Here is a 19,117-nt window from a genome sequence, read left to right as displayed (position 1 = left end):
GCGTTGATTAGCGGGTGGTACCTTAGGGAGTTACGTTGAATTAATTAATCTAATAATTTAAATTCTTATTATTCGATTATTTAATGCTTGAGATTATGAGAGCGAAAGACCTTCAGTTCGATTGGCTAAAATCTTTTGTCGCGACAGTTGATGCGGGATCTATATCTGGTGCTACACGCGTAGTCTGCCGATCTCAGGGGGCTATTAGTCTACAGATACAGAAACTAGAATCTGCTATTGGGGCGCCAGTTCTTATTCGGGATTCTAGGCGAATTTCCTTAACCCCTATAGGAAATGATCTGCTCATTTATGCTCGTCAGATTCTAAAGCTGCATTCAGAAGCACTGGAGATCACCAGAGGTACAGAAGTCCGGGGGATCATCCGGATAGGAGCTCCTGAAGATTATGCCCAGGCGTATCTATCACCTGTTATCAGAGCTTTCGCCCAGAGGTATCCTAATGTTGAGATTATGCTGACTTGCGAACCATCCGCTGCATTGATTGACCAAGTCGAATCTGGAGTGCTTGATTTAGCTATAACGACAGTCCATGGGTTAGACCGTGGAACCTTTCTGTTCAATGAGGAAGTGCACTGGGTGGCGTCAGAGTCTTATGGAACCTGGAATAAAGACCCGTTGCCCATTGCCGCTCATGATGAAGGCAGCCATATTCGTAAAGTCGTCTTAGAAAAGCTGGATCAGTGCAACAAGCGATACAATATTGTGTATCAGAGCCCAAGTACGGCGGGACAAATTATTGCGGCTACCAGTGGTATTGGTGTCGCGGTTTTGACTCAATGTAGCCTTGCACCTGAACTCATCGTGTTAGGAGAAGATGAAGGGCTTCCGAGTCTACCTTCAATGAGAGTTGAGTTAATTAGAAGAAAAGGAACCCAGGATATAACGTCAATTGAGGCTATGCATGATGAGATTATTAGCGCTCTTCAGCGTGAAGATTCTGTTTAGAAGGGATGATCGCTTCAGATTCATTTTTTATATTCTATGAAAAGTAAAACAGCATCTAATCACTTGATCCAGGCTTCTGTCTTTCCTCTGGCTACAAAGCAGCGTCCTGTTCTTAATCTATAATTTAAGGGTAATCCCTAAAATAGCACTTGCATTCGGTAGGGGTCTCTTAATATTATTAACATGTTAACTACTATAATGAATGATGTTACTACAGCAGTTCTATGAGCTAAGAGGATCGCGTGATGCAATACCATCTGAATGGGTTTAAGCCCGGCAACTACCAAGTTCCTGATGAGGCGAGAGAGCCTTACCCTGAACCACCGATCGTGGATCTGCCAACAGAAGTGGATGTACTGATCATTGGTACCGGCCCTGCGGGTTTAACTATGGCTAGGCAGATGTCTGAGTTTTCAGATATCAAAACCTGCATCGTAGATATGGAGCCAGGTCCGTTATTGTTTGGCCGTGCAGATGGTATCTCCTGCCGTACTATGGAGATCATGGAAGCGTTTAACAGCAGCGAGATGGTGGTCAAAGAGACCTACCAGCTTAAGCAGAATACGTTCTGGGAACCGGATCAGGAAAACCCAGCCAACATTAAGCGTACTCACAAGATCGCTGATGCACGTGCGGGATTGTCTGAATTTACCCACGGCATCGTTAACCAGGCGCGTTTGCATGAGCTACTGGTTGATGGCATGGAAAGGTCGATTACTCATCTGAGCCCTCATTACAGCCGCGAACTGCTTGAAGTAAAAATTGATGACGCGCAGACTCAGGATATTAATGCACATCCGATCACGGCGACATTCAAGCGTTCTGATGAAGCCGGCGAAGGTAAAATTGAAACAGTAAAAGCGCGCTTTATCGTTGGCTGTGATGGTGCCAGAAGTAAAGTGCGTAAGGGCATGGATATCCGTTTAGAAGGTGATTCTGCAAACAAGGCCTGGGGTGTAATGGATATCCTGCTGAACACGGATTTCCCAGATATCCGTGTGAAGAGCTTCATCCAGTCTAAAGACCACGGTGCGGTTATGACGATTCCTCGTGAGGGCGGCTACCTTTGCCGTTTTTATGTTGAATTGGATCTACTGGGTAAAGACAAACGTGCAGCGGATGTGAAGCTGACTGAGCAGGATCTTATCGCTAAGGCACAGAAGATTTTCAATCCTTATACACTGGATGTTAAAGAGGTGGCTTGGTGGTCTATCTATGAAGTGGGTCAGCGTATTGCTGAACGCTTTGATAACCGTCCAGCAGGCAGCCCGGAAGATGTTATTCCACGTGCATTTGTTGCCGGTGATGCTTGTCATACCCACAGCCCGAAAGGTGGTTGGGGTCTGAATACCTCTCTGCCTGATACCTTTAACCTGGGCTGGAAAATGGCTTCAGTACTGCAGGGTCGCAGTGAGCCTAAGCTGCTAAGCACATATGGTACAGAGCGCCGCAAAGTAGCCCAGCAGTTGATCGATGCTGACCGTGAACTTTCCAAGCTAGTTGCGACTCGCCCAACGGCGGGTGATAACTCAGAGCAGGCGAAAGTAGATACCGCAAAGATCGAAGCGTTTATGAAGCGTCAGAGCGGTTTCGTTTCAGGTACCTCGATCGAATACTATCCGTCTTATATTTGTACCGGACAAGAAAATCAGGGCCTGGCTACGGGTTATCATATCGGTCAGCGTTTCCACTCTGCTGAAGCAGTACGTGTTGCTGATGGCCGAAGCCAGCACCTGGGTCACCTGGTTAAAGCCGATGGTCGTTGGAGAATCTTCCTGTTTGGCAATAAGCAGAATCCAACGGATAGCACTTCCGATGCTTACAAGTTTATCGATTTCATGGCGAATGATGCGTCGTCTCCGGTGCAGAAATATACGCCGAAGGGCACGGATATCGATTCCGTCTTCGATACTTATGCAGTGTTCCAGCAGCAGGATCTGTCGATGCATGATCTGCACGATTACCTGTGGCCGGCAAAAGGTAAGTACGGTCTACGTGACTATGAAAAGGTTTTCCAGGCGCAAGAAGGTAACGACATCTTTGACCTGCGTGGGGTTAACCGTGATGAAGGCTGTATCGTTGTGGTAAGACCTGATCAGCATATCGCGTCCATCTTGCCGGTTACCGCTCACGAAGAACTAACCAAGTTCTTTGATGTGTTTATGATCGAGCAGAAGTAATAGCTTATTAAATAAAAGCGACAAAACTTAAAAGCCCGCTAGGTTATCACCAGCGGGCTTTTTTATTTATATCTCTATCCGTAAGCTGTCTTCAAAGGAGCTAAACGCAAGCCAGCGACTTTGCAGTTTTTGGGCCTTCGTAAATACTTTATGTATCTATAAAGATGTTTTAGTAAATAAAAGACATAGCATCAACACTTGCCCAACGGGCTAGGACCGCAGCTGTCAAATTGCACCTTTTGATAGCGTTACATACAATAAATACCGAGACTATTACCGGAGCTTTACGGGTATGAGTGAAAAGCAGCTAAACAATCCATTACACGGTGTGACGCTTGAGAAGGTCGTAACAAGGTTAGTTGAACACTATGGCTGGGATGGATTAGCTCGGAGAATCAACATAAACTGTTTTAAGAGTGATCCATCGATTAAGTCTTCATTGAAGTTCTTACGCAAGACTCAATGGGCGAGGGACAAAGTCGAGCAATTATATATTTCAACATTCACTAAGAAATCCCCTTGGGGTAATGCTAAGAGCTAGATTCTAGCTACTTCTTTTTCTCTAGCCACAAAGTGGCGTCCTCAAAGGCGAAGCCGCTCTTTAGTTGCAAAGTGACGTCCTGCGTTTCATGTCGTATTTCTTCAATACAGTCATACTTAATGTCTCTATCTTGATCTGAAAACTTATATAGGAGATCAAGAGGATGACTCAACGAGCTAACTATTTTGGATTAGCCGCCAATGCGATGCAGCTGCTGATGGAGCAGGAGAGCTATTTACGGAATCAGTTTTCCAGCTCCGATACCTTAACCCTAACCATTTGGGAGCTTGTGAAACTGCGCGTCTCTCAGATCAACCAGTGTGCCTTCTGTATCGATATGCATAGCACTGAAGCTCAGTCACAAGGTGAAAGTGCTGAACGGATTATTGGTTTGTCAGCATGGCGGGATATGCCGCTATACAGTGAAGCTGAGCGTTCAGCGTTGCACTGGGCTGAGTTTGTAACAGCAGGCAATGCTGTAGATAATCAGAGCTATATGGATGTGGTTAGTGTTTTAGGGGAGCAGGGGATCGTCGACCTTACCCTGGCCATTAACGCTATTAACAGCTGGAACCGCATCGCTAAGACATTTAAACCTGAGGTAGGCAGTTATAAACCCGAAAGTTAAACCTGAACCAGATTTTGAGTTCCAGATCTCCAGACCAGAGGACGAGCTATCCAACTTGGTTCAGGGGATCTGGACCGCTCAGGTACCTGACGAAAAGGGAAGAACGGTCGTTAAACCTTTGTACTCCGATGCGGGTAGCGGGATTATCTTTAATCTTGGTTGTAACATCTCAATTGGAGATGAGAATCTTCCTAGCGGGGTTTTTCTTCTGCCAGTGAAAAAGGTTGCCCAGTCTATCTCTCTACCTGCAAGCGCCAAGATAGCGGGGATCAGATTTCACCCGGCTGCGGGTTATGGTGTATTGGGTGATAAGCCCTCTAAGCCTATCCTGCTGGAGCGAGACGATACTTTTGCTTCAGGCCTGTATCACTTATTTGATGAGTTAAAACATCAGACTCAATCGGAACAACAAATAAAACTGATATTTGATTGGTGTATAGCTAATCTTGCTACTGAGTCTTTAATACCAACGCCTTTGGAAAAGGCCTTTTCCGCTATTTTGTGCGGAGCCGCGCCAGGTCAGTTGAGTGAAGAAACAAAGCTTAGCCAGCGGCAGATTGAACGGCTATTCAATACCTGGCTCGGTATGACCCCAAAACACTACCAGCGTATACAAAGAGTCCGTCAGGTAATACAGACTGTAAGAGAAAGAGGTGATATAGACCTCGCAGAACTGGCTGTTGAATTTGGATTCAGTGACCAGGCGCATATGACGCGGGAATTTAAATCGATCGCTGCAACTACACCGGGAAAGTTCATGAGTAGTGAGTAATCGTGTGAGCCTGATTGAGTATAAGGTTACTTCCCGCCACTAAAGCGTAGACTCACGAAACTGCTCAGCAATACTTATAAACTTATTTTTAAGCTTAATGGCAGCATTGACGCAATCAGGGTCAAAGAGGCTGCCGGAATTCTCTTCTAAGTATTGGAAAGTTTCTTCAGGGGACCAGGCTGTTTTGTAGGGCCTTGCGCAGGTTAGTGCATCATAAACATCGGCAACTCTGACAATTCTTGCTTCGATCGGAATCTCTTTAGCTTTTGAGCCAAGCGGATAGCCTGTTCCGTCCCAGTTCTCATGGTGGCTATAAACAATATTGATCAGCAACCGACTAAAACTTTTATCTTCCATATGCAGGTTTTTCAGCGCCTTAGCGATGATCTCTTTACCCACACTGGTATGGTCTTTCATCTCATCGAATTCATCATCGGTGAGTTTGCCTGGTTTCAATAGCACTCGGTCCGGGATGCCGATTTTGCCGATATCATGAAGGGGAGCGCACTGGAAAAGTTCTTCGATAAACTCATCATCAAAATTGAATTGATCAGCGAGTTCTAGTGCTATAAGGCGGCTATAACGGCTCATCCTTTCGAGATGTTCGCCTGTCTCATTATCTCTGAGGGTCGCCACCTCTTTAAGCGTTTTCGCTGTACCCTTTAGGCCTTTTAGCGCATAGATCTCACCGATTACTAGTATGGCAATCAACTTGATGACAACGTCCAGTTGTACCCTGATATAAGCTTTATCAAATCGGTCTTTTTTCAGTGAGGATAGGGCGACGACACCAATGAACTGATTTTCTTCGAAGATAGGTGCCAGGTAACTGCTTTTGTACCCCTGGTTAAGTAGTTCTTTTGCAGTGAAACTCTCAGGATGGTCTTCTAGGTGTCGAATGACACGGTTATTACTACTGTCTAACAGGCTCGTGACTTCAGAAAGGGCGCTGATGTTAGCTTCAATATGAGCGAGGGGCTCATTGGCCCCTTTGTTACTGAGAAATGCTTTTAGAGTTTTGGTCTGCTCGTCATAGATTCCTACCGATATGCGGGTGATATCTTCATAGCGAATTTCAAGGGCCTCTGCGATAACTCTCAGGTTATCATTCAGTGAACTTTTAAGGCTCAGTCCATCTAATGCTTTGCTGAGATCAACTTTCAGTCGATCCGAACCTTTAACATGACTCATGAATGGCAGACCTTAGCGCCCGAACAGGCACGTAAATCATTATTGGAGACTACAATTCATTCTAGCCTGCTGTCTTACGACTTTCACTTTAAATTGAAGTGATGATTATGATCTAGAGCAAGAATAATTGTTGATGAGTAGGCCAGTTTTGCGCAGTTTTTAGTATCTATTATTAAATTCTATTTTTTGAGCGAGTTTTGCGTCCACCGCGTTGAACATGACCATATTGAAGCGCCATGCTTTGAAATTAATATTTCTGATAATGGATCGAACTTGCCCAAGCGGCGCGGAAATTAATACCTTTTAATTGTCTCATTTGATTAATAAAACCGGAGTAACCTTGGCAAGGTTCATTCTCTTAAAAGTGCTGTATGAAGTTATGCTGAAATCAGCTCGAATAGAAATATAAGCAAGATTGCTTGGGCTTTAATTAATACTCTTGCGATAAAAGGACGAGACCATGCGTCATAAACAGTTAAGAGCTTTTCATACCGTAGCCGTTGAAAGCAGTTTTACCAAAGCGGCCGAGCGCCTCTGTCTTACTCAGCCTGCGCTGACTGTGCAGGTAAGAAATCTAGAGAAGGAATACGGTGTTCGACTGTTTGATCGTCAAGCTCACAGTGTTGAACTTACCGAACAAGGACGCACGGTTTTTGAGCTGACACAGCAGTTGTTTTCCCTCGAAGGTCAGATCAAGGATACCTTAAACAGTAACAGTTCTGAGCTGACGGGGCAGTTGTTTATGGGGGTTGATAATCCTTTTATCGCTTTGCCTCTGATTGCGGAATATCAACACCGTTTTCCCTGTGTTGATATTGAATTGGTTTCTGGTAATAGCCGCCAGGTTTGGCAGGATCTTCTGCAGGAGCGAGTAGATTTGGCGCTTATCACAGAGCCCCCTGAAGATTCTAGGGTTGAACGGATAGCGATGAATGACACCCACTTGTTGGTTGCGGCTCCAGCTACGCCTGAGTGGAAAGCCCATAATCGAATCTCATTGAAGGATCTGAAGAACCAACCATTGATCCGCCGCGAAGCCAATTCCAATACCCAGAAATTAGTAGAAAGCTTGTCAGATAAGCTGGCGATTAATCTCAGTTTTAAGTTCACACTCGGCAGCCGCGAGCTGATGAAGGAGGCGGTCGCTGCCGGTTTGGGTATTGGTTTTGTGATGTCTGGAGAAGCCGGGGCTGATCCACGCTTACATTTCATGACCCTGGAGCACGCGGAAGAGATTCGATCGGATTATCTGTTATATCGAAGGAGTGATCGTCACCGTAAGGTGGTCAGTGCAATGCTGTCTCTGTTACATGGTCGTTTATAGAGGTTAGATGCTTGCTTTTCTCATTGCTAACTTCTTTAAATCGTTAGATATTAAGCACATAGGGATAAGTTAGAGAGGATAAATGGAATGACGGCTCCTGATGTTTACAAAGCCCCTGAAAGTGATCTTTCTGTTGAAAAAGACACAGCATCTGAACGTGTCTATGCCGGTTTTTGGGTGAGAGCGGTTGCATCAATCATCGACACCATTCTAATCATGCTGGTCACGGTGCCGCTTGTTTTTACTGTCTACGGATCAGGATTTCTTCTATCTGATTCAATGATCAATGGTTCCTGGGATTTTGTTATCTCTTACGTGCTGCCTGCCATTGCTGTTGTGCTGTTCTGGCATTTCAAGTCAGCCACCCCGGGTAAAATGGTGATGGGCTTGAAAGTGATAAGCCTCGGTGAATCAGAGCATATGTCGATCGGCAAATCCGCATTACGATATGTCGGTTATTACCCATCAATGATGGTCTTTATGCTGGGAATAATCTGGGTAGCCTTTGATAAGAAAAAACAGGGTTGGCACGATAAAATAGCGAATACCGCGGTTATCAAAAGTCGTAAATGACCACTGTCCTTACTGTTAACCTTACGGTGAGTCGGCTGGTAATACATTTGTATACTGTTAGGCCGGTGTTTAGCTTGGTGTAATAGTGGCTTCGAATAGCCCAGTTGTTGAAGGGGAATGAATCAATGTCTGTTGGGAACGTTCGTGTCATCTACTGTAGCACCGTCACATCAAGCCTTAAAAAAGACAATTTTATCGAGCTGGTTCGTGCTTCGGTTATCAATAATAAAAACCTGAATATCACCGGTATTTTACTTTTTAATGGACGTTATTTTTTCCAGGTTCTCGAAGGTGACAATGGCGTTGTTAATAAACTGCTGGATAAGATTAATGGTGATGACAGACACGCGGAAATCGACATACTAAGCCGGCGAGCAATAGATTCACGACTATTTCCCAAATGGAGTATGGAACTCATAGATGCCAACAATGATTTCTTTAAGGAAACCTATGGCGGAGAGTTTAACCCTTACCTATTCACTGACCAGCAGTCGTTAGAGTGTGCAACCAATGCTAAAGCCTGGCGTATGCGGCGTTTACAAGAGGCATCCTAAGCAACGTGAAATCGCTTAGGCTAACCAGTAAACATCGTAAAAAAAATAAACAGTGATTCCACAGCTGGCAACAATCACAAAGTTTCTAACCCATTGTTGCGGTAGCTTTCGGGAAAAGTGGGCTGCGTAGTATCCACCAGCAAGTGTCCCAAGAAGAACGACAGTTCCTGCATACCAGTCGATGACGCCATCAAAGACAAACAATACGATCGCAATGAGAGACACAAACGATGAGATAAGCAGTTTGATGCCGTTCATCATATTAATGTCTTTATAGCCGGCGAGGGCCAGATAGCTCAACGAAATGATGCCCAGCCCTGCATTAAAAAAGCCACCGTAGACGCAAACCCCAAAGAGTAAGATAAGCAGCAGAAGCACACCTAATGTGGAGGCATGTTTGTGTTTAGAGGAGAGCTTTTTTAACTGAGTGTTTAATTGCCCACCAAAAATAAACAGAACTGTCGCGAAAAGCAGTAGCCAGGGAACCGCTTCAAGGAAAAGGGCTTCAGGGGTTTGTAGCAATAGCCAGGCGCCGCTAATACCCCCCGCTAGGCTGATTAAAGTGATTTTTAGTAAGTTAGCCTTGTCTTTGAGAATATCTTTACGGAAGGCATAAGCACCGCTGATATAACCTGCACATGCGGAAAAGGTATTTGTTGCATTGGCGCTGATGGGCGGAACACCCACAAACAGCAAAGCGGGAAAAGTAATAAAACTCCCGCCGCCCGCGATGGAATTAAGAACGCCACCAAAGAATCCTGCAACAAATAGAATAATTAACTCAAACAACATAGGCCCGCTTCAGCTTGAAAACCAGACCAGGGACTATAGCTTATTTGTCAGAGGGGCTGAAAGTGGTTGTGGGATTTAACTCTTTGAAAGGGACTGGTCGGCTCATCAGATAGCCTTGTCCAAAGTTGCATCTCATCTTAGCAAGGCTCTGGTATTGGTGCTCTAACTCGATACCTTCAGCGATTACCTCAATATCCAGATCATGGGCTAGCCGAATAATATTCTTAACGAGAGCCAGGTTGCGTTCATTCGATAGCATTGACTGAACGAATGATTTATCAATTTTCAGGGTATCAAAAGAGAAATCTTTCAAATAGTTGAGTGCTGAGAATCCGGTTCCGAAATCATCAATCGATACTTTAATGCCCATCTGCTTCAAGCGCTGAATTTTGGTTTCCACCTGATAGGCATCTTCAGCCAGTACTCGTTCAGTTAGTTCAATTTCGATCTGCTCTGGGTGAAGGTCGACTTTGCTGATTGCCCGTTGCAGATTTGGAATAAAACGATCCGAAATAAAATGCTGGTAAGAGATGTTGATTGCGATTTTAATTTTAAGATTATTCAACACGGACAGTTGCGAAATATCCCGACACGCCGTGTTGATGACCCATTCCTCAATAGGAATGATCAAGCTTTCATCTTCAGCAATCTCGATAAAACGATCGGGTGGAATGAAGCCCAGCTCAGGGCTATGCCAACGAATGAGAGCTTCGTATCCGTGAATAGACCCATCTGAGAGATTAACGATAGGCTGATAATTGAGACTGAACTCTTCTTTCTTTAATGCTGTGGTCAATGATTGCCTGATCTGATCACGCTCATTAATCTCCATATCCAGTGCCTTCTCATAGTAAACAGGTCGCGACAGCTTTCTGGATTCTTTGGCCATTCTCTCAGAGGCAAGTAATAGCGCTTCTGCTGAAGAAAAATCGTGGGGGAACGTAACAATCCCGATTGAGACGTTCAGTGAGAAATCTGAAACATCCTGTGAGAGGGCAACAGGGCTCTCCAGCTCTTTTTTTAGCAGGTCTACAATCAGTTCCACTTCATGGCGATGGAAAGGGTTGTAGTTCACTACGACAAAGCGATCGCTTCCATATCTTGAAATGTAAAAGTTCTCTTCAAGGATAGTTTCTAGCTTATGCTTAGCGGTGATCAGGAACTGATCACCCATATGACTACCATACAGGCTATTGATCGACTTAAAGTTTAGAAAGTCGATATGAATGACGTAGACAATTTCCCCAAGGGCCAGATCTTTGACAATGCGCTGCTGAAGGTAGAACTGGCAGTTTTTCCTGTTGGGCAGGTGAGTGAGTGAATCATAATTAGATTCTTCTTCGAGCTTCATCTGATATTGAAGGGTTTTAGTTTGTTCTCCCTGAAGTCTCTCAATCAGGTGATTAATGCTGTCCTTTATCAGTTCAATTTCGTAAGTCTTCGATGATTGAAACTCAATTTTTGAATCCAACTGATTTACAGAGTAGTTTTCAACGCTGCTACTGATTTCCTGTAAACCCTTAAGAACACTCATACGTACGGCCAGGAATATTGCAGCGGTTTGCAAGGTAAAAAACACCAGAAGAAAGTAGAGCGCTTCAAATATCTCTTCTTTTATTCTCTGCTCGCGAATTCCCTTATCAAGGTAAATGCGGATGGTTGCAATACGCTTACCTTCTCTGTTGAGAGAGAACGATGAGGGCTCGGTGATCGAAGGCATTTCACCTGCCTCGACTTCAAAATAGGGTAGTGCTTCAACTTCGATACGTTTGATATAAACCGATGTGGTTACACCATTAATGATTTGTTGTGCCTGCGTATCGTTGAAGTTCCAGACCGCTTCTTCAAGAGAGGGGAGATAGGATTCTTTAAACTGCTCAATACTGCTTTCAAATTCAGCGTTTACTTCGGACAAGGTTTTTTGCAAGGCGAACGTGGTGTAGGCGGTCGTCGTTAGGATAGCGACCAGCAAGGAAGATATAATTAGCTTAAAGGTTATAGTTTGCATAGGGCAAACCCGTGTTCGAACATAATCTCACTCTATTGCAGCCAGTTCGCGATAATCTTGTCGTATTCCCCTGTCTCTTTTAACGCTCTTAACTCACTGTCGAAAGCGCGGTAGATCTTTTCAATATCAGGATGTGAAGACTTTTTGATAAAAGCTAAAGGATAGCGTTTTGAATAAAGCGCTGTTGAGCTGTTATCAATCTGATCACTCAAGCCTAATAGTTTAGCGGTGTATTGACCATAGGTAGTTGTCGCAATTGTCAGATCAACCCGGCCATCAGCAACTTTGAGTATATTCTGTTTTAGGGTTTCTACGGGAACAAGCTGAGGATTAACGACGTTTAGAGATAGATCTCCCATGAACTCTCTGCTCCCATCACGGTAAGGGAAATGCTCCCACAACTGCTTATGATAGGAGTTGCCATGAATGATGCCGATTTTCAGGCCATGTTTTTTGGCGAAGTTCAAAGAAAGCTGTTCTGGATTAAAACGACCTTTCTTGTAAAAGAACACGAAGTCGCCTTGCCACATATCTTCTTCAGGGTACCAAACATAGGGTTCACGAGGTGTCTTGCGGCTTGTGGTAAGAATGATATCTGCCATGCCTTCCTGAACATAATACCAGGCCCGTTTCCAGGGCATGATTTTATATTCGGGTTCATAGCCCATTTTGCGAAAGATCCGATTGGATAGATCGATATCGATCCCGACGACTTTTCCGTTCTGAACGAATTCATACGGGGCAAACTCTTCTGCGATGATTAACAGCTTTTTATCATCGGCATTAGCTAGCGTAGCTAACTGAGTGAAAAATAAGGATAAAATAAACCTAACGATCTGTTTTAGTCGTTGGTTAAGAAAAGAATGGTATCTGCTCACGTACTTCACTGCGTCGGAGTTAAAACAATCGTTTTATTAGAGTGTATTTTCATTACAAAAATATTAAAAGTTTTATCTGCGACGATCCATATAAGCAAAAGTTATTGGTTTGACCAGGAATGAATTTTCTTTCGAGAAAAGTGATGAATTAAACCTTATCTAGGGAGAATAGGGTGATAGCAACCATCATCAGGCTTGCAGCAAGGATGCGCTGCACTAAAACACTACGGGGAGGAATAGGGTCTGAAAAGTTTAGGCTCATGGCCACAACGAATAAAGCCAGAAGAATAGAGATCAGCCCTCGGCTAGACTGAACTATACCGCCAAACACGACGCCAATTTCTGCAAAGCAGGCAAAAAGAAAGAGCATGGCTATAAACCAGCTTACCGCAGCGGGGGCGCTTGCTATAACAAGCTTTAGACTTTTTATTTTGGGTAGAAACAGAAGTGAGGTTAAACCACAGAGTGAAAAACTTAATGAAACACTGAGTAGAGCGGCTTCAAAAAGTGGAAGTGATTGGAAATGCTTCATTAAGTGTAAAATCGAGATGTCAGACAGCGCGTAACCAATGCAGGCTATGATCACCCAGGTAAGAGCTTTGAGGCTGATCTTACCGCCACTGGCACTTAGCCAAAGTGCCCCTGCAATACAAAGCCCTACAGCTCCCCACTGAAGGAATGTGTAGGTTTCATCAAAAAGGGCATATCCCATGACAGCCAGAACCAGGATTTTTAACCCTAAGAGAGGACTGACTCTTGAGGCTACGGAGTTATGAATCGCCTGATAAAGCGCATACTGGGCAAACATGTAGGTCGTTGCCGCACTGACCAAAGTGATAAAATAATTTGAAATATCAAAGGCTTTAGGATGCCAAATTAGAGGCAGGCTGATCACGGATAAAAGACCGATCACGATATGCACCATAATCAGATGCATGACTGGACTGGATCTGTGACGCTGTATAAAGGAAGCTGAAAACAGATAGGAGATGGCCTGCATTAATGCTGCCAATACTCCAAAGACTACTCCAGAAAGCACTGTTATCACCCGCCTTGGTCTAAGAAGCGGGTGAGTCTACAGGAAAAATGCCTCTAGAAAAGTTTTTTAGGCATCAATATGCAGCTTTAAGGCTGAGATCTCATCGGCTGACATCCATTCTTCAACCCATTGGTTAACCGCATCATCCGTCACGGGGGTATGAGTCCAACTTTTGTACGCGTGTAATTGACCGGGTGCTTCACATTCAGGGAACTGGTCAGTTGCATCGAACTGATGCTGAATCCAATCCGCGGTTTTCTGTATCAGGGGGCTACTCATATACATTCCCTCACAAGGTAAGTCGGGTCATTGAAGACCGTATTTAAATTATGGGACAGAATAATGTTAAGAGATGACAGGCATTATATTTGCTAAGATTTTTGTATCATAAGCAGAGCGGAAATAAGGACGAAAAGTAATGAGTAATATACGATTACAGTGTGCTAATGGTGATTCTCTGCCGATGATCGGGTTGGGAACCTGGAAAGCCAAGCCAGGAGAAGTGTATGAGGCGGTAAAATCTGCAATTGAAGTGGGTTACCGCCATATAGATTGCGCATCAGTATATGGTAATGAAGCCGAGATAGGGCAGGCAATTGCGGACCAAATAAACGCTGGCACGGTCTCTCGTGATGAGCTTTGGATCACCTCTAAGCTTTGGTGTGATAGTTTTGCGGCTGAAGATATCAAGCCTGCGCTTATATCCACGCTTCATGATCTTCAGTTGGAATATCTGGACCTCTACCTTATGCATTGGCCGATTCCGCTGAAAAAGGGGCATGGGATGCGAACGGCGGATGACTTTGTTGATCCAGTTTTACTGCCTTACCCTGATACATGGCTAAACATGAATCAGCTAAGTGCGGAGGGGCTTGTCAGGCACTATGGTGTCAGTAATTTCACGGTTAAGAAGCTTAAAGTGCTCCTTGAAAACACCCCATTTAAACCGGCTGTAAACCAGGTGGAGTTGCATCCCTACTTGCAGCAGGCCGATCTGGTAAATTTCTGTCAGGGGGCAGGTATTCACCTGACCGCTTATTCTCCACTGGGTTCATCAGATCGACCTGATCCCCTGAAACAAGCAGGTGAGCCCGTACTGCTTGAAAATAGCGTAATTGGTGAGATTGCAAAGGAACTTTCAGCGTCGGCGGCCCAAGTGATAATCGCTTGGTTGAATAGCCAGGGGATTAGCACGATACCTAAATCAACCCACTTGGACAGACAGAAGCAGAACCTGGATTCCAGGCATCTGAATCTGAGCGAAGAACAGGTTAATAAAATCGCCGAAATAGATCTGGCGCGTCGGTATATTACCGGTGAGTTCTGGATTAAAGACGAGGGCTTTTACACCCTGGAAGATATCTGGGATGAGTAAGGTGTTTTTGACCTGAGGTCTTGTGTAGTTTTTTTCATGTTAGCTAGCTGGAGAGAAGGGGTGTTTATTACTAACTTTTAGTTATCCGTCACATGGCGCACGAAGGAGGCTATATGTTAGGCGAAGACCACTCTCTGGTTCACGACTTTCCCGAATATCTGGATGTGATTGCAGATCTGACAGAAACTAATTTGAAGTTTGCTACGGAGTCCAAAAAATATCATTCACTGGACAAAGAGATCCGTACTCTGGAACTAAGAAGTTCACCCATTGATGATCAAGCGATGCATCAACTCAAACATGACCGGGCTATTCTAAAAGATTCTCTATTCGAACAGCTTCAGGCTGCTCGTAACTAAGGAGCCTAAGAACAAAAAAGTCCATCCGACAGGGCTTCACTCTCATTTCTTTAAGTGAGCTTGAGGCCCATTATTTCACATTAAAAGCCTGGCTGTTTCGTTTTAGGTAACAGTGAGTTTACTTTTATGCACCTAGCGACAGCTATCGAATATCTCTACTATAACTCCTTGTTTCTAATTACAGCAGGATGCGCTTTTTATGCCGCATATTATTCAGGTTAAGGATCTCAATAAAACCTATGATTCTGGCTTTACCGCCCTAAGAGGGGTAAATCTGGATATTCGACGTGGAGAGATTTTTGCCCTGCTGGGGCCTAACGGTGCCGGCAAAACAACACTAATCAGTATTATTTGTGGCATCGCCCGCGGCAGTTCCGGGTCTGTTAGTGCTGACGGGTTTGATATCGCTTCTGACTACCGTATGGCAAGAACTAAAATCGGTCTGGTCCCTCAGGAACTTACCACCGATGCTTTTGAAACTGTCTGGGCAACGGTTAACTTCAGTCGGGGCTTGTTTGGCAAAGCGCCGGACAAAGCTTATATCGAGCAGATTCTGAAGCAGCTCTCCTTATGGGATAAACGTCACGCGAAGATGCGTGAGCTATCAGGCGGGATGAAGCGTAGGGTTATGATCGCTAAAGCGCTGTCCCATGAGCCAGAAATTCTCTTCCTTGATGAACCAACTGCCGGTGTTGATGTTGAGCTGCGTAAAGATATGTGGGAGATGGTTCGTCAGCTCCGTGAGAATGGTGTAACCATTATTTTGACGACTCACTATATCGAAGAAGCTGAGGAGATGGCCGATCGAATTGGGGTGATCCGAAAAGGTGAGATCATTCTGGTTGAGGAGAAACAGGCGTTAATGTCAAAGCTGGGCAAGAAGAGCTTAAGCCTGCATCTGACCGAACCATTGTCAGAAATTCCACCGACCCTATCTGAATTTAATCTGTTTCTCGAAGAGGGTGGTGATTACCTGCGATTTGAATATGAAAGTGCCCAGAGTGATCAGGTTGCGTTGCTACTGAGCCGAATGAACGAATCAGGTATTGCGATTAAAGATCTGAACTCTAGTGAGAGTTCACTTGAAGATATCTTTGTAGAGTTGGTACAGGAGCAGTAAATGAACATTTATGGAATTATGGCCATCTACAAATTTGAAATGGCACGTACCTTCCGAACGCTGATGCAGAGTATTGCTTCACCGGTATTATCGACCTCTCTTTATTTTATTGTGTTTGGAACGGCCATCGGTTCGCGAATGGGTGAGATCGACGGGGTAAGCTATGCCGCGTTTATAATTCCGGGCCTGGTGATGCTGTCGCTTCTCAGTGAGAGCATTTCTAATGCGTCGTTTGGGATCTTTTTTCCAAAATTCTCAGGGACGATCTATGAGGTCCTCTCTGCGCCGGTTTCACCGTTTGAGATCGTGGCGGGCTATGTTGGGGCGGCTGCGACCAAATCGGTGATGCTGGGATTGTTGATTCTGCTGACCGCCAAGCTGTTTGTGGATTACACGATCGTACACCCGTTCTGGATGCTGGCTTTTCTGGTGATGACCGCCGTTACCTTCAGTCTGTTCGGCTTCATTATCGGAATCTGGGCCGATGACTTCCAGAAGTTGCAGGTGATCCCTTTGATGGTCATTACCCCGCTGACCTTTCTGGGTGGGGCGTTCTATTCGATCAATATGCTGCCAGAACCATGGCAAACCATCTCTTTATTTAATCCGGTGGTTTATCTGGTGAGCGGATTCCGTTGGGCCTTCTATGGGGTTGCCGACGTTAATGTGGTCCTCAGCCTGGGGATGACAACATTATTTATGGTGACATGTCTGGTAATTATCAGTTGGATATTTAGAACGGGCTATCGCATCAGAAGCTAAACCCATTTAATTGGATGTTTTTAATAAAACCTTAAGCCTGATTTGTATGATAGTGATAACACAACGTCTGGTTTAAGGTTTTTTTATGTCGGCTGAACTAAGAAAGATACTTTTCTTTACCCTTGCGACCGTTCTGATCTCGATCGGTTATTACCTATTCATCAGTGTCAAATATCCCGCAATTGAAGAACATGAAACTATTCTGTTTGAGATTGGTGAAGGGTTAGGTGAGATTGCTTTGTGGCTTGTTGTGTTCATCTATTTGCGAACACTCCTTAAGGTGGTCCTGGGTAAAGGCGGGTTTTCGAAACGCCTGCTCCCGTCGTATTCCAGCCCGGTTGATGCTAGATACTTTAAGACGCTGATTACTTATCTTGATCGGACACATATCTACTTCGGTATTGCCGCTATCGCAGTGAGTTTGCTACATGTTGTGATGGTAGGTCTGCCAATGCATATTCTGTTCTTCCCGGCTGTATTGGCTTTGCTCTTGTGGCAAGGGGCCTTTGGGATGTTTATTAGCTGGCGCTACTCACCTAAGGAGCTACGAAAGTTCTCCTATCTTGTACATGCGCAGTTGTTTACCGGGATTATGATGGGCGTGTTTGCCTATTTTGGTCATTTGCTTATTGATTAACTGCCAGGCACTGGTTTTAACCCCGGTGACAAGCTGATAGAGTTGCTGATCAATATGCTGATTTAGATAAGGATATCAATGACTAAGGCTTATTTACCGGAAGGGCACCTTAAGTTGGGTGAAGGGAATATCAGTGGGTATATTGCCTGCTTTCTAGCCGTTCTTAGCTTTCTGGGTGTTTTAGCGTTCCATTTCCCTCAATATCTCACCACGCCTGAACTTCGCCAGGCTTATGATGTAGAGCTGTTAAGGCATGTCATGTTTATCAGCCTGGTCATATCGGGGAGTCTTGGTTTACTTAATTTCATTCGCAACCGCCGGAAACGTCTTGGCACCATTGCCTGGATATTTATAGCGGTTACGGTCGCACTCGGTGGCAATCGGGTTGAAGTGGGTGAGTGGCAACAAGGTGCATACTACCTGGGGCTGGATTGGTTTATCCTGGATCTGCTCGGCTCCACATTGATCTTTGTTTTAATCGAGAAACTGATTCCCCATCGTCGGGAACAGCCAGTACTCAGGCCTGAGTGGCAGGGTGACCTGAACCATTTCCTGCTCAACCATTTGATTGTTGGTTTTGTCCTTCTACTGACCAATAAATTTGTCCATGGTGCTTTCGGTTGGGCTGTATCGGATGATATTCAAAGGCTCATCAATGATCTGCCATTTGCGGTGCAGTTGTTCCTGATTATCCTGGTTGCGGATATGGTGCAATATACGGCGCACAGAGGCTACCACGAGATACCATTGCTTTGGCGTTTTCACGCCGTGCACCATAGTGCAAAACATATGGATTGGTTAGCGGGTTCCAGACAGCATATTCTGGAACTGATCGCTACGCGCTGCCTGGTGCTGACCCCCATTTTTGTATTAGGGTTTTCCGAAGCGATTATCGATCTATATGTGATTATTGTGGGAATTCAGGCTGTCTTTAACCATGCAAATGTTCAAGTGAAATTTGGTTGGTTGAAATACATTATTGTCACCCCGCAATTTCATCACTGGCACCATTCCTCAGATAAAGCCGCAATAGATCGAAATTATGCAGCTCACTTTTCATTTCTGGATTATCTGTTGGGTACCGCTGTAAAAGGGCAGAAGGAATGGCCTGAGAAGTACGGAGTTGCAGGGGATTACATTCCAGTAGGGATGTTAAAGCAGCAGGTGTTTCCATTTAAGAAACAGCGCTGAAAGTAGAGCTATAAATCAAGGATGCAAATAATGAAATTTCTGGGATGGATTGTCTGCCTGTTTTCAATGGCTGCTTTACCGGCTTTCGCTGAAAGTGGCGAAACTGATATTCGCTACCGCTCTGTTGTTTATCTTTTTCCGCAGCAAGCAGCTCCGGATATGCAAAGCATACCGGCGTTATTTAACGGCTATGAATCAGTAGAAGCGCTACCCAAAACGGCAATGAAG

At 44.7% G+C, this 19,117-nt stretch carries 21 protein-coding genes; 15 read left to right on the top strand and 6 right to left on the bottom strand.

Annotated features, from left to right (window positions below; genetic code table 11):
• Positions 1-83: 83 nt before the first annotated feature.
• The 5 genes from MED92_RS03105 to MED92_RS03085 all read left to right on the top strand — a co-directional run bounded on the left by MED92_RS03105 (position 84) and on the right by MED92_RS03085 (position 5,086).
• Entirely contained in the window at positions 84-965 is an 882-nt protein-coding gene (locus tag MED92_RS03105; protein ID WP_154715131.1) for a LysR family transcriptional regulator, read from the top strand.
• A 245-nt stretch (positions 966-1,210) separates the two neighbouring features.
• Entirely contained in the window at positions 1,211-3,145 is a 1,935-nt protein-coding gene (locus tag MED92_RS03100; RefSeq protein WP_007020021.1) for an FAD-dependent monooxygenase, read from the top strand.
• A 292-nt stretch (positions 3,146-3,437) separates the two neighbouring features.
• Positions 3,438-3,686, top strand: a complete 249-nt coding sequence (locus MED92_RS03095; RefSeq protein WP_007020020.1) for a VF530 family protein — start codon at positions 3,438-3,440, stop codon at positions 3,684-3,686.
• A gap of 163 nt (positions 3,687-3,849) precedes the next feature.
• Positions 3,850-4,314 carry a carboxymuconolactone decarboxylase family protein gene (locus MED92_RS03090; protein WP_007020018.1) on the top strand — a complete coding sequence of 155 codons (465 nt, stop codon included), beginning with the start codon at positions 3,850-3,852 and terminating at the stop codon, positions 4,312-4,314.
• Positions 4,298-5,086, top strand: a complete 789-nt coding sequence (locus MED92_RS03085) for a helix-turn-helix domain-containing protein (RefSeq protein WP_083774888.1) — start codon at positions 4,298-4,300, stop codon at positions 5,084-5,086. Before MED92_RS03090 ends, MED92_RS03085 begins: the two co-directional genes overlap by 17 nt.
• A 39-nt stretch (positions 5,087-5,125) precedes the next feature.
• Here MED92_RS03085 and MED92_RS03080 read toward each other — a convergent pair whose 3' ends face one another.
• Positions 5,126-6,277 (bottom strand): HD domain-containing phosphohydrolase, encoded by a 1,152-nt coding sequence (locus tag MED92_RS03080; RefSeq protein WP_007020016.1) that lies wholly within the window; start codon positions 6,275-6,277, stop codon positions 5,126-5,128.
• Between the two features lie 460 nt (positions 6,278-6,737).
• On the opposite strand from MED92_RS03080, the gene MED92_RS03075 reads away from it, so the two are divergent.
• The 3 genes from MED92_RS03075 to MED92_RS03065 all read left to right on the top strand — a co-directional run bounded on the left by MED92_RS03075 (position 6,738) and on the right by MED92_RS03065 (position 8,728).
• Positions 6,738-7,601, top strand: coding sequence for a LysR substrate-binding domain-containing protein (locus MED92_RS03075; RefSeq protein ID WP_007020015.1), 864 nt, complete (start codon positions 6,738-6,740; stop codon positions 7,599-7,601).
• 87 nt (positions 7,602-7,688) lie between these two features.
• On the top strand, positions 7,689-8,174 hold the full coding sequence (locus MED92_RS03070) for an RDD family protein (RefSeq protein WP_007020014.1): 486 nt from the start codon (positions 7,689-7,691) through the stop codon (positions 8,172-8,174).
• 125 nt (positions 8,175-8,299) lie between these two features.
• The gene (locus tag MED92_RS03065) at positions 8,300-8,728 is read left to right on the top strand and encodes a BLUF domain-containing protein (protein WP_007020013.1); all 429 of its coding nucleotides are present in this window, start codon (positions 8,300-8,302) and stop codon (positions 8,726-8,728) included.
• Positions 8,729-8,743: 15 nt separating this feature from the next.
• Here MED92_RS03065 and MED92_RS03060 read toward each other — a convergent pair whose 3' ends face one another.
• From MED92_RS03060 to MED92_RS03040, 5 genes are all read right to left on the bottom strand, one after another.
• Positions 8,744-9,520, bottom strand: coding sequence for a sulfite exporter TauE/SafE family protein (locus MED92_RS03060; RefSeq protein WP_007020012.1), 777 nt, complete (start codon positions 9,518-9,520; stop codon positions 8,744-8,746).
• Between the two features lie 40 nt (positions 9,521-9,560).
• Positions 9,561-11,528, bottom strand: coding sequence for a putative bifunctional diguanylate cyclase/phosphodiesterase (locus tag MED92_RS03055; protein ID WP_007020011.1), 1,968 nt, complete (start codon positions 11,526-11,528; stop codon positions 9,561-9,563).
• A gap of 32 nt (positions 11,529-11,560) precedes the next feature.
• Entirely contained in the window at positions 11,561-12,406 is an 846-nt protein-coding gene (locus tag MED92_RS03050; RefSeq protein ID WP_007020010.1) for a substrate-binding periplasmic protein, read from the bottom strand.
• A gap of 148 nt (positions 12,407-12,554) precedes the next feature.
• The gene (locus MED92_RS03045; RefSeq protein ID WP_154715130.1) at positions 12,555-13,445 is read right to left on the bottom strand and encodes an EamA family transporter; all 891 of its coding nucleotides are present in this window, start codon (positions 13,443-13,445) and stop codon (positions 12,555-12,557) included.
• Between the two features lie 66 nt (positions 13,446-13,511).
• On the bottom strand, positions 13,512-13,724 hold the full coding sequence (locus MED92_RS03040; RefSeq protein ID WP_007020008.1) for a hypothetical protein: 213 nt from the start codon (positions 13,722-13,724) through the stop codon (positions 13,512-13,514).
• Positions 13,725-13,863: 139 nt separating this feature from the next.
• On the opposite strand from MED92_RS03040, the gene MED92_RS03035 reads away from it, so the two are divergent.
• The 7 genes from MED92_RS03035 to MED92_RS19060 form a co-directional block, all read left to right on the top strand.
• Positions 13,864-14,820, top strand: a complete 957-nt coding sequence (locus MED92_RS03035; protein ID WP_007020007.1) for an aldo/keto reductase — start codon at positions 13,864-13,866, stop codon at positions 14,818-14,820.
• 113 nt (positions 14,821-14,933) lie between these two features.
• Positions 14,934-15,179, top strand: a complete 246-nt coding sequence (locus tag MED92_RS03030; protein ID WP_007020006.1) for an HP1242/YdcH family protein — start codon at positions 14,934-14,936, stop codon at positions 15,177-15,179.
• A gap of 199 nt (positions 15,180-15,378) precedes the next feature.
• On the top strand, positions 15,379-16,299 hold the full coding sequence (locus MED92_RS03025) for an ABC transporter ATP-binding protein (protein WP_007020005.1): 921 nt from the start codon (positions 15,379-15,381) through the stop codon (positions 16,297-16,299).
• Positions 16,300-17,061, top strand: a complete 762-nt coding sequence (locus tag MED92_RS03020; protein WP_007020004.1) for an ABC transporter permease — start codon at positions 16,300-16,302, stop codon at positions 17,059-17,061.
• Between the two features lie 85 nt (positions 17,062-17,146).
• Positions 17,147-17,698, top strand: a complete 552-nt coding sequence (locus tag MED92_RS03015; RefSeq protein ID WP_007020003.1) for a hypothetical protein — start codon at positions 17,147-17,149, stop codon at positions 17,696-17,698.
• Between the two features lie 78 nt (positions 17,699-17,776).
• Positions 17,777-18,889: a sterol desaturase family protein gene (locus MED92_RS03010; RefSeq protein WP_007020002.1), complete on the top strand. Its 1,113-nt coding sequence runs from the start codon at positions 17,777-17,779 to the stop codon at positions 18,887-18,889.
• A gap of 30 nt (positions 18,890-18,919) precedes the next feature.
• A partial coding sequence (locus MED92_RS19060; protein ID WP_007020001.1) for a hypothetical protein occupies positions 18,920-19,117 on the top strand: 198 nt, incomplete at its 3' end.

It is taken from the genome of Neptuniibacter caesariensis (assembly GCF_000153345.1).
In the GTDB taxonomy this organism is placed as follows: Bacteria; Pseudomonadota; Gammaproteobacteria; order Pseudomonadales; family Balneatricaceae; genus Neptuniibacter; species Neptuniibacter caesariensis.
This window is presented reverse-complemented; position numbering and strand designations above follow the sequence as displayed.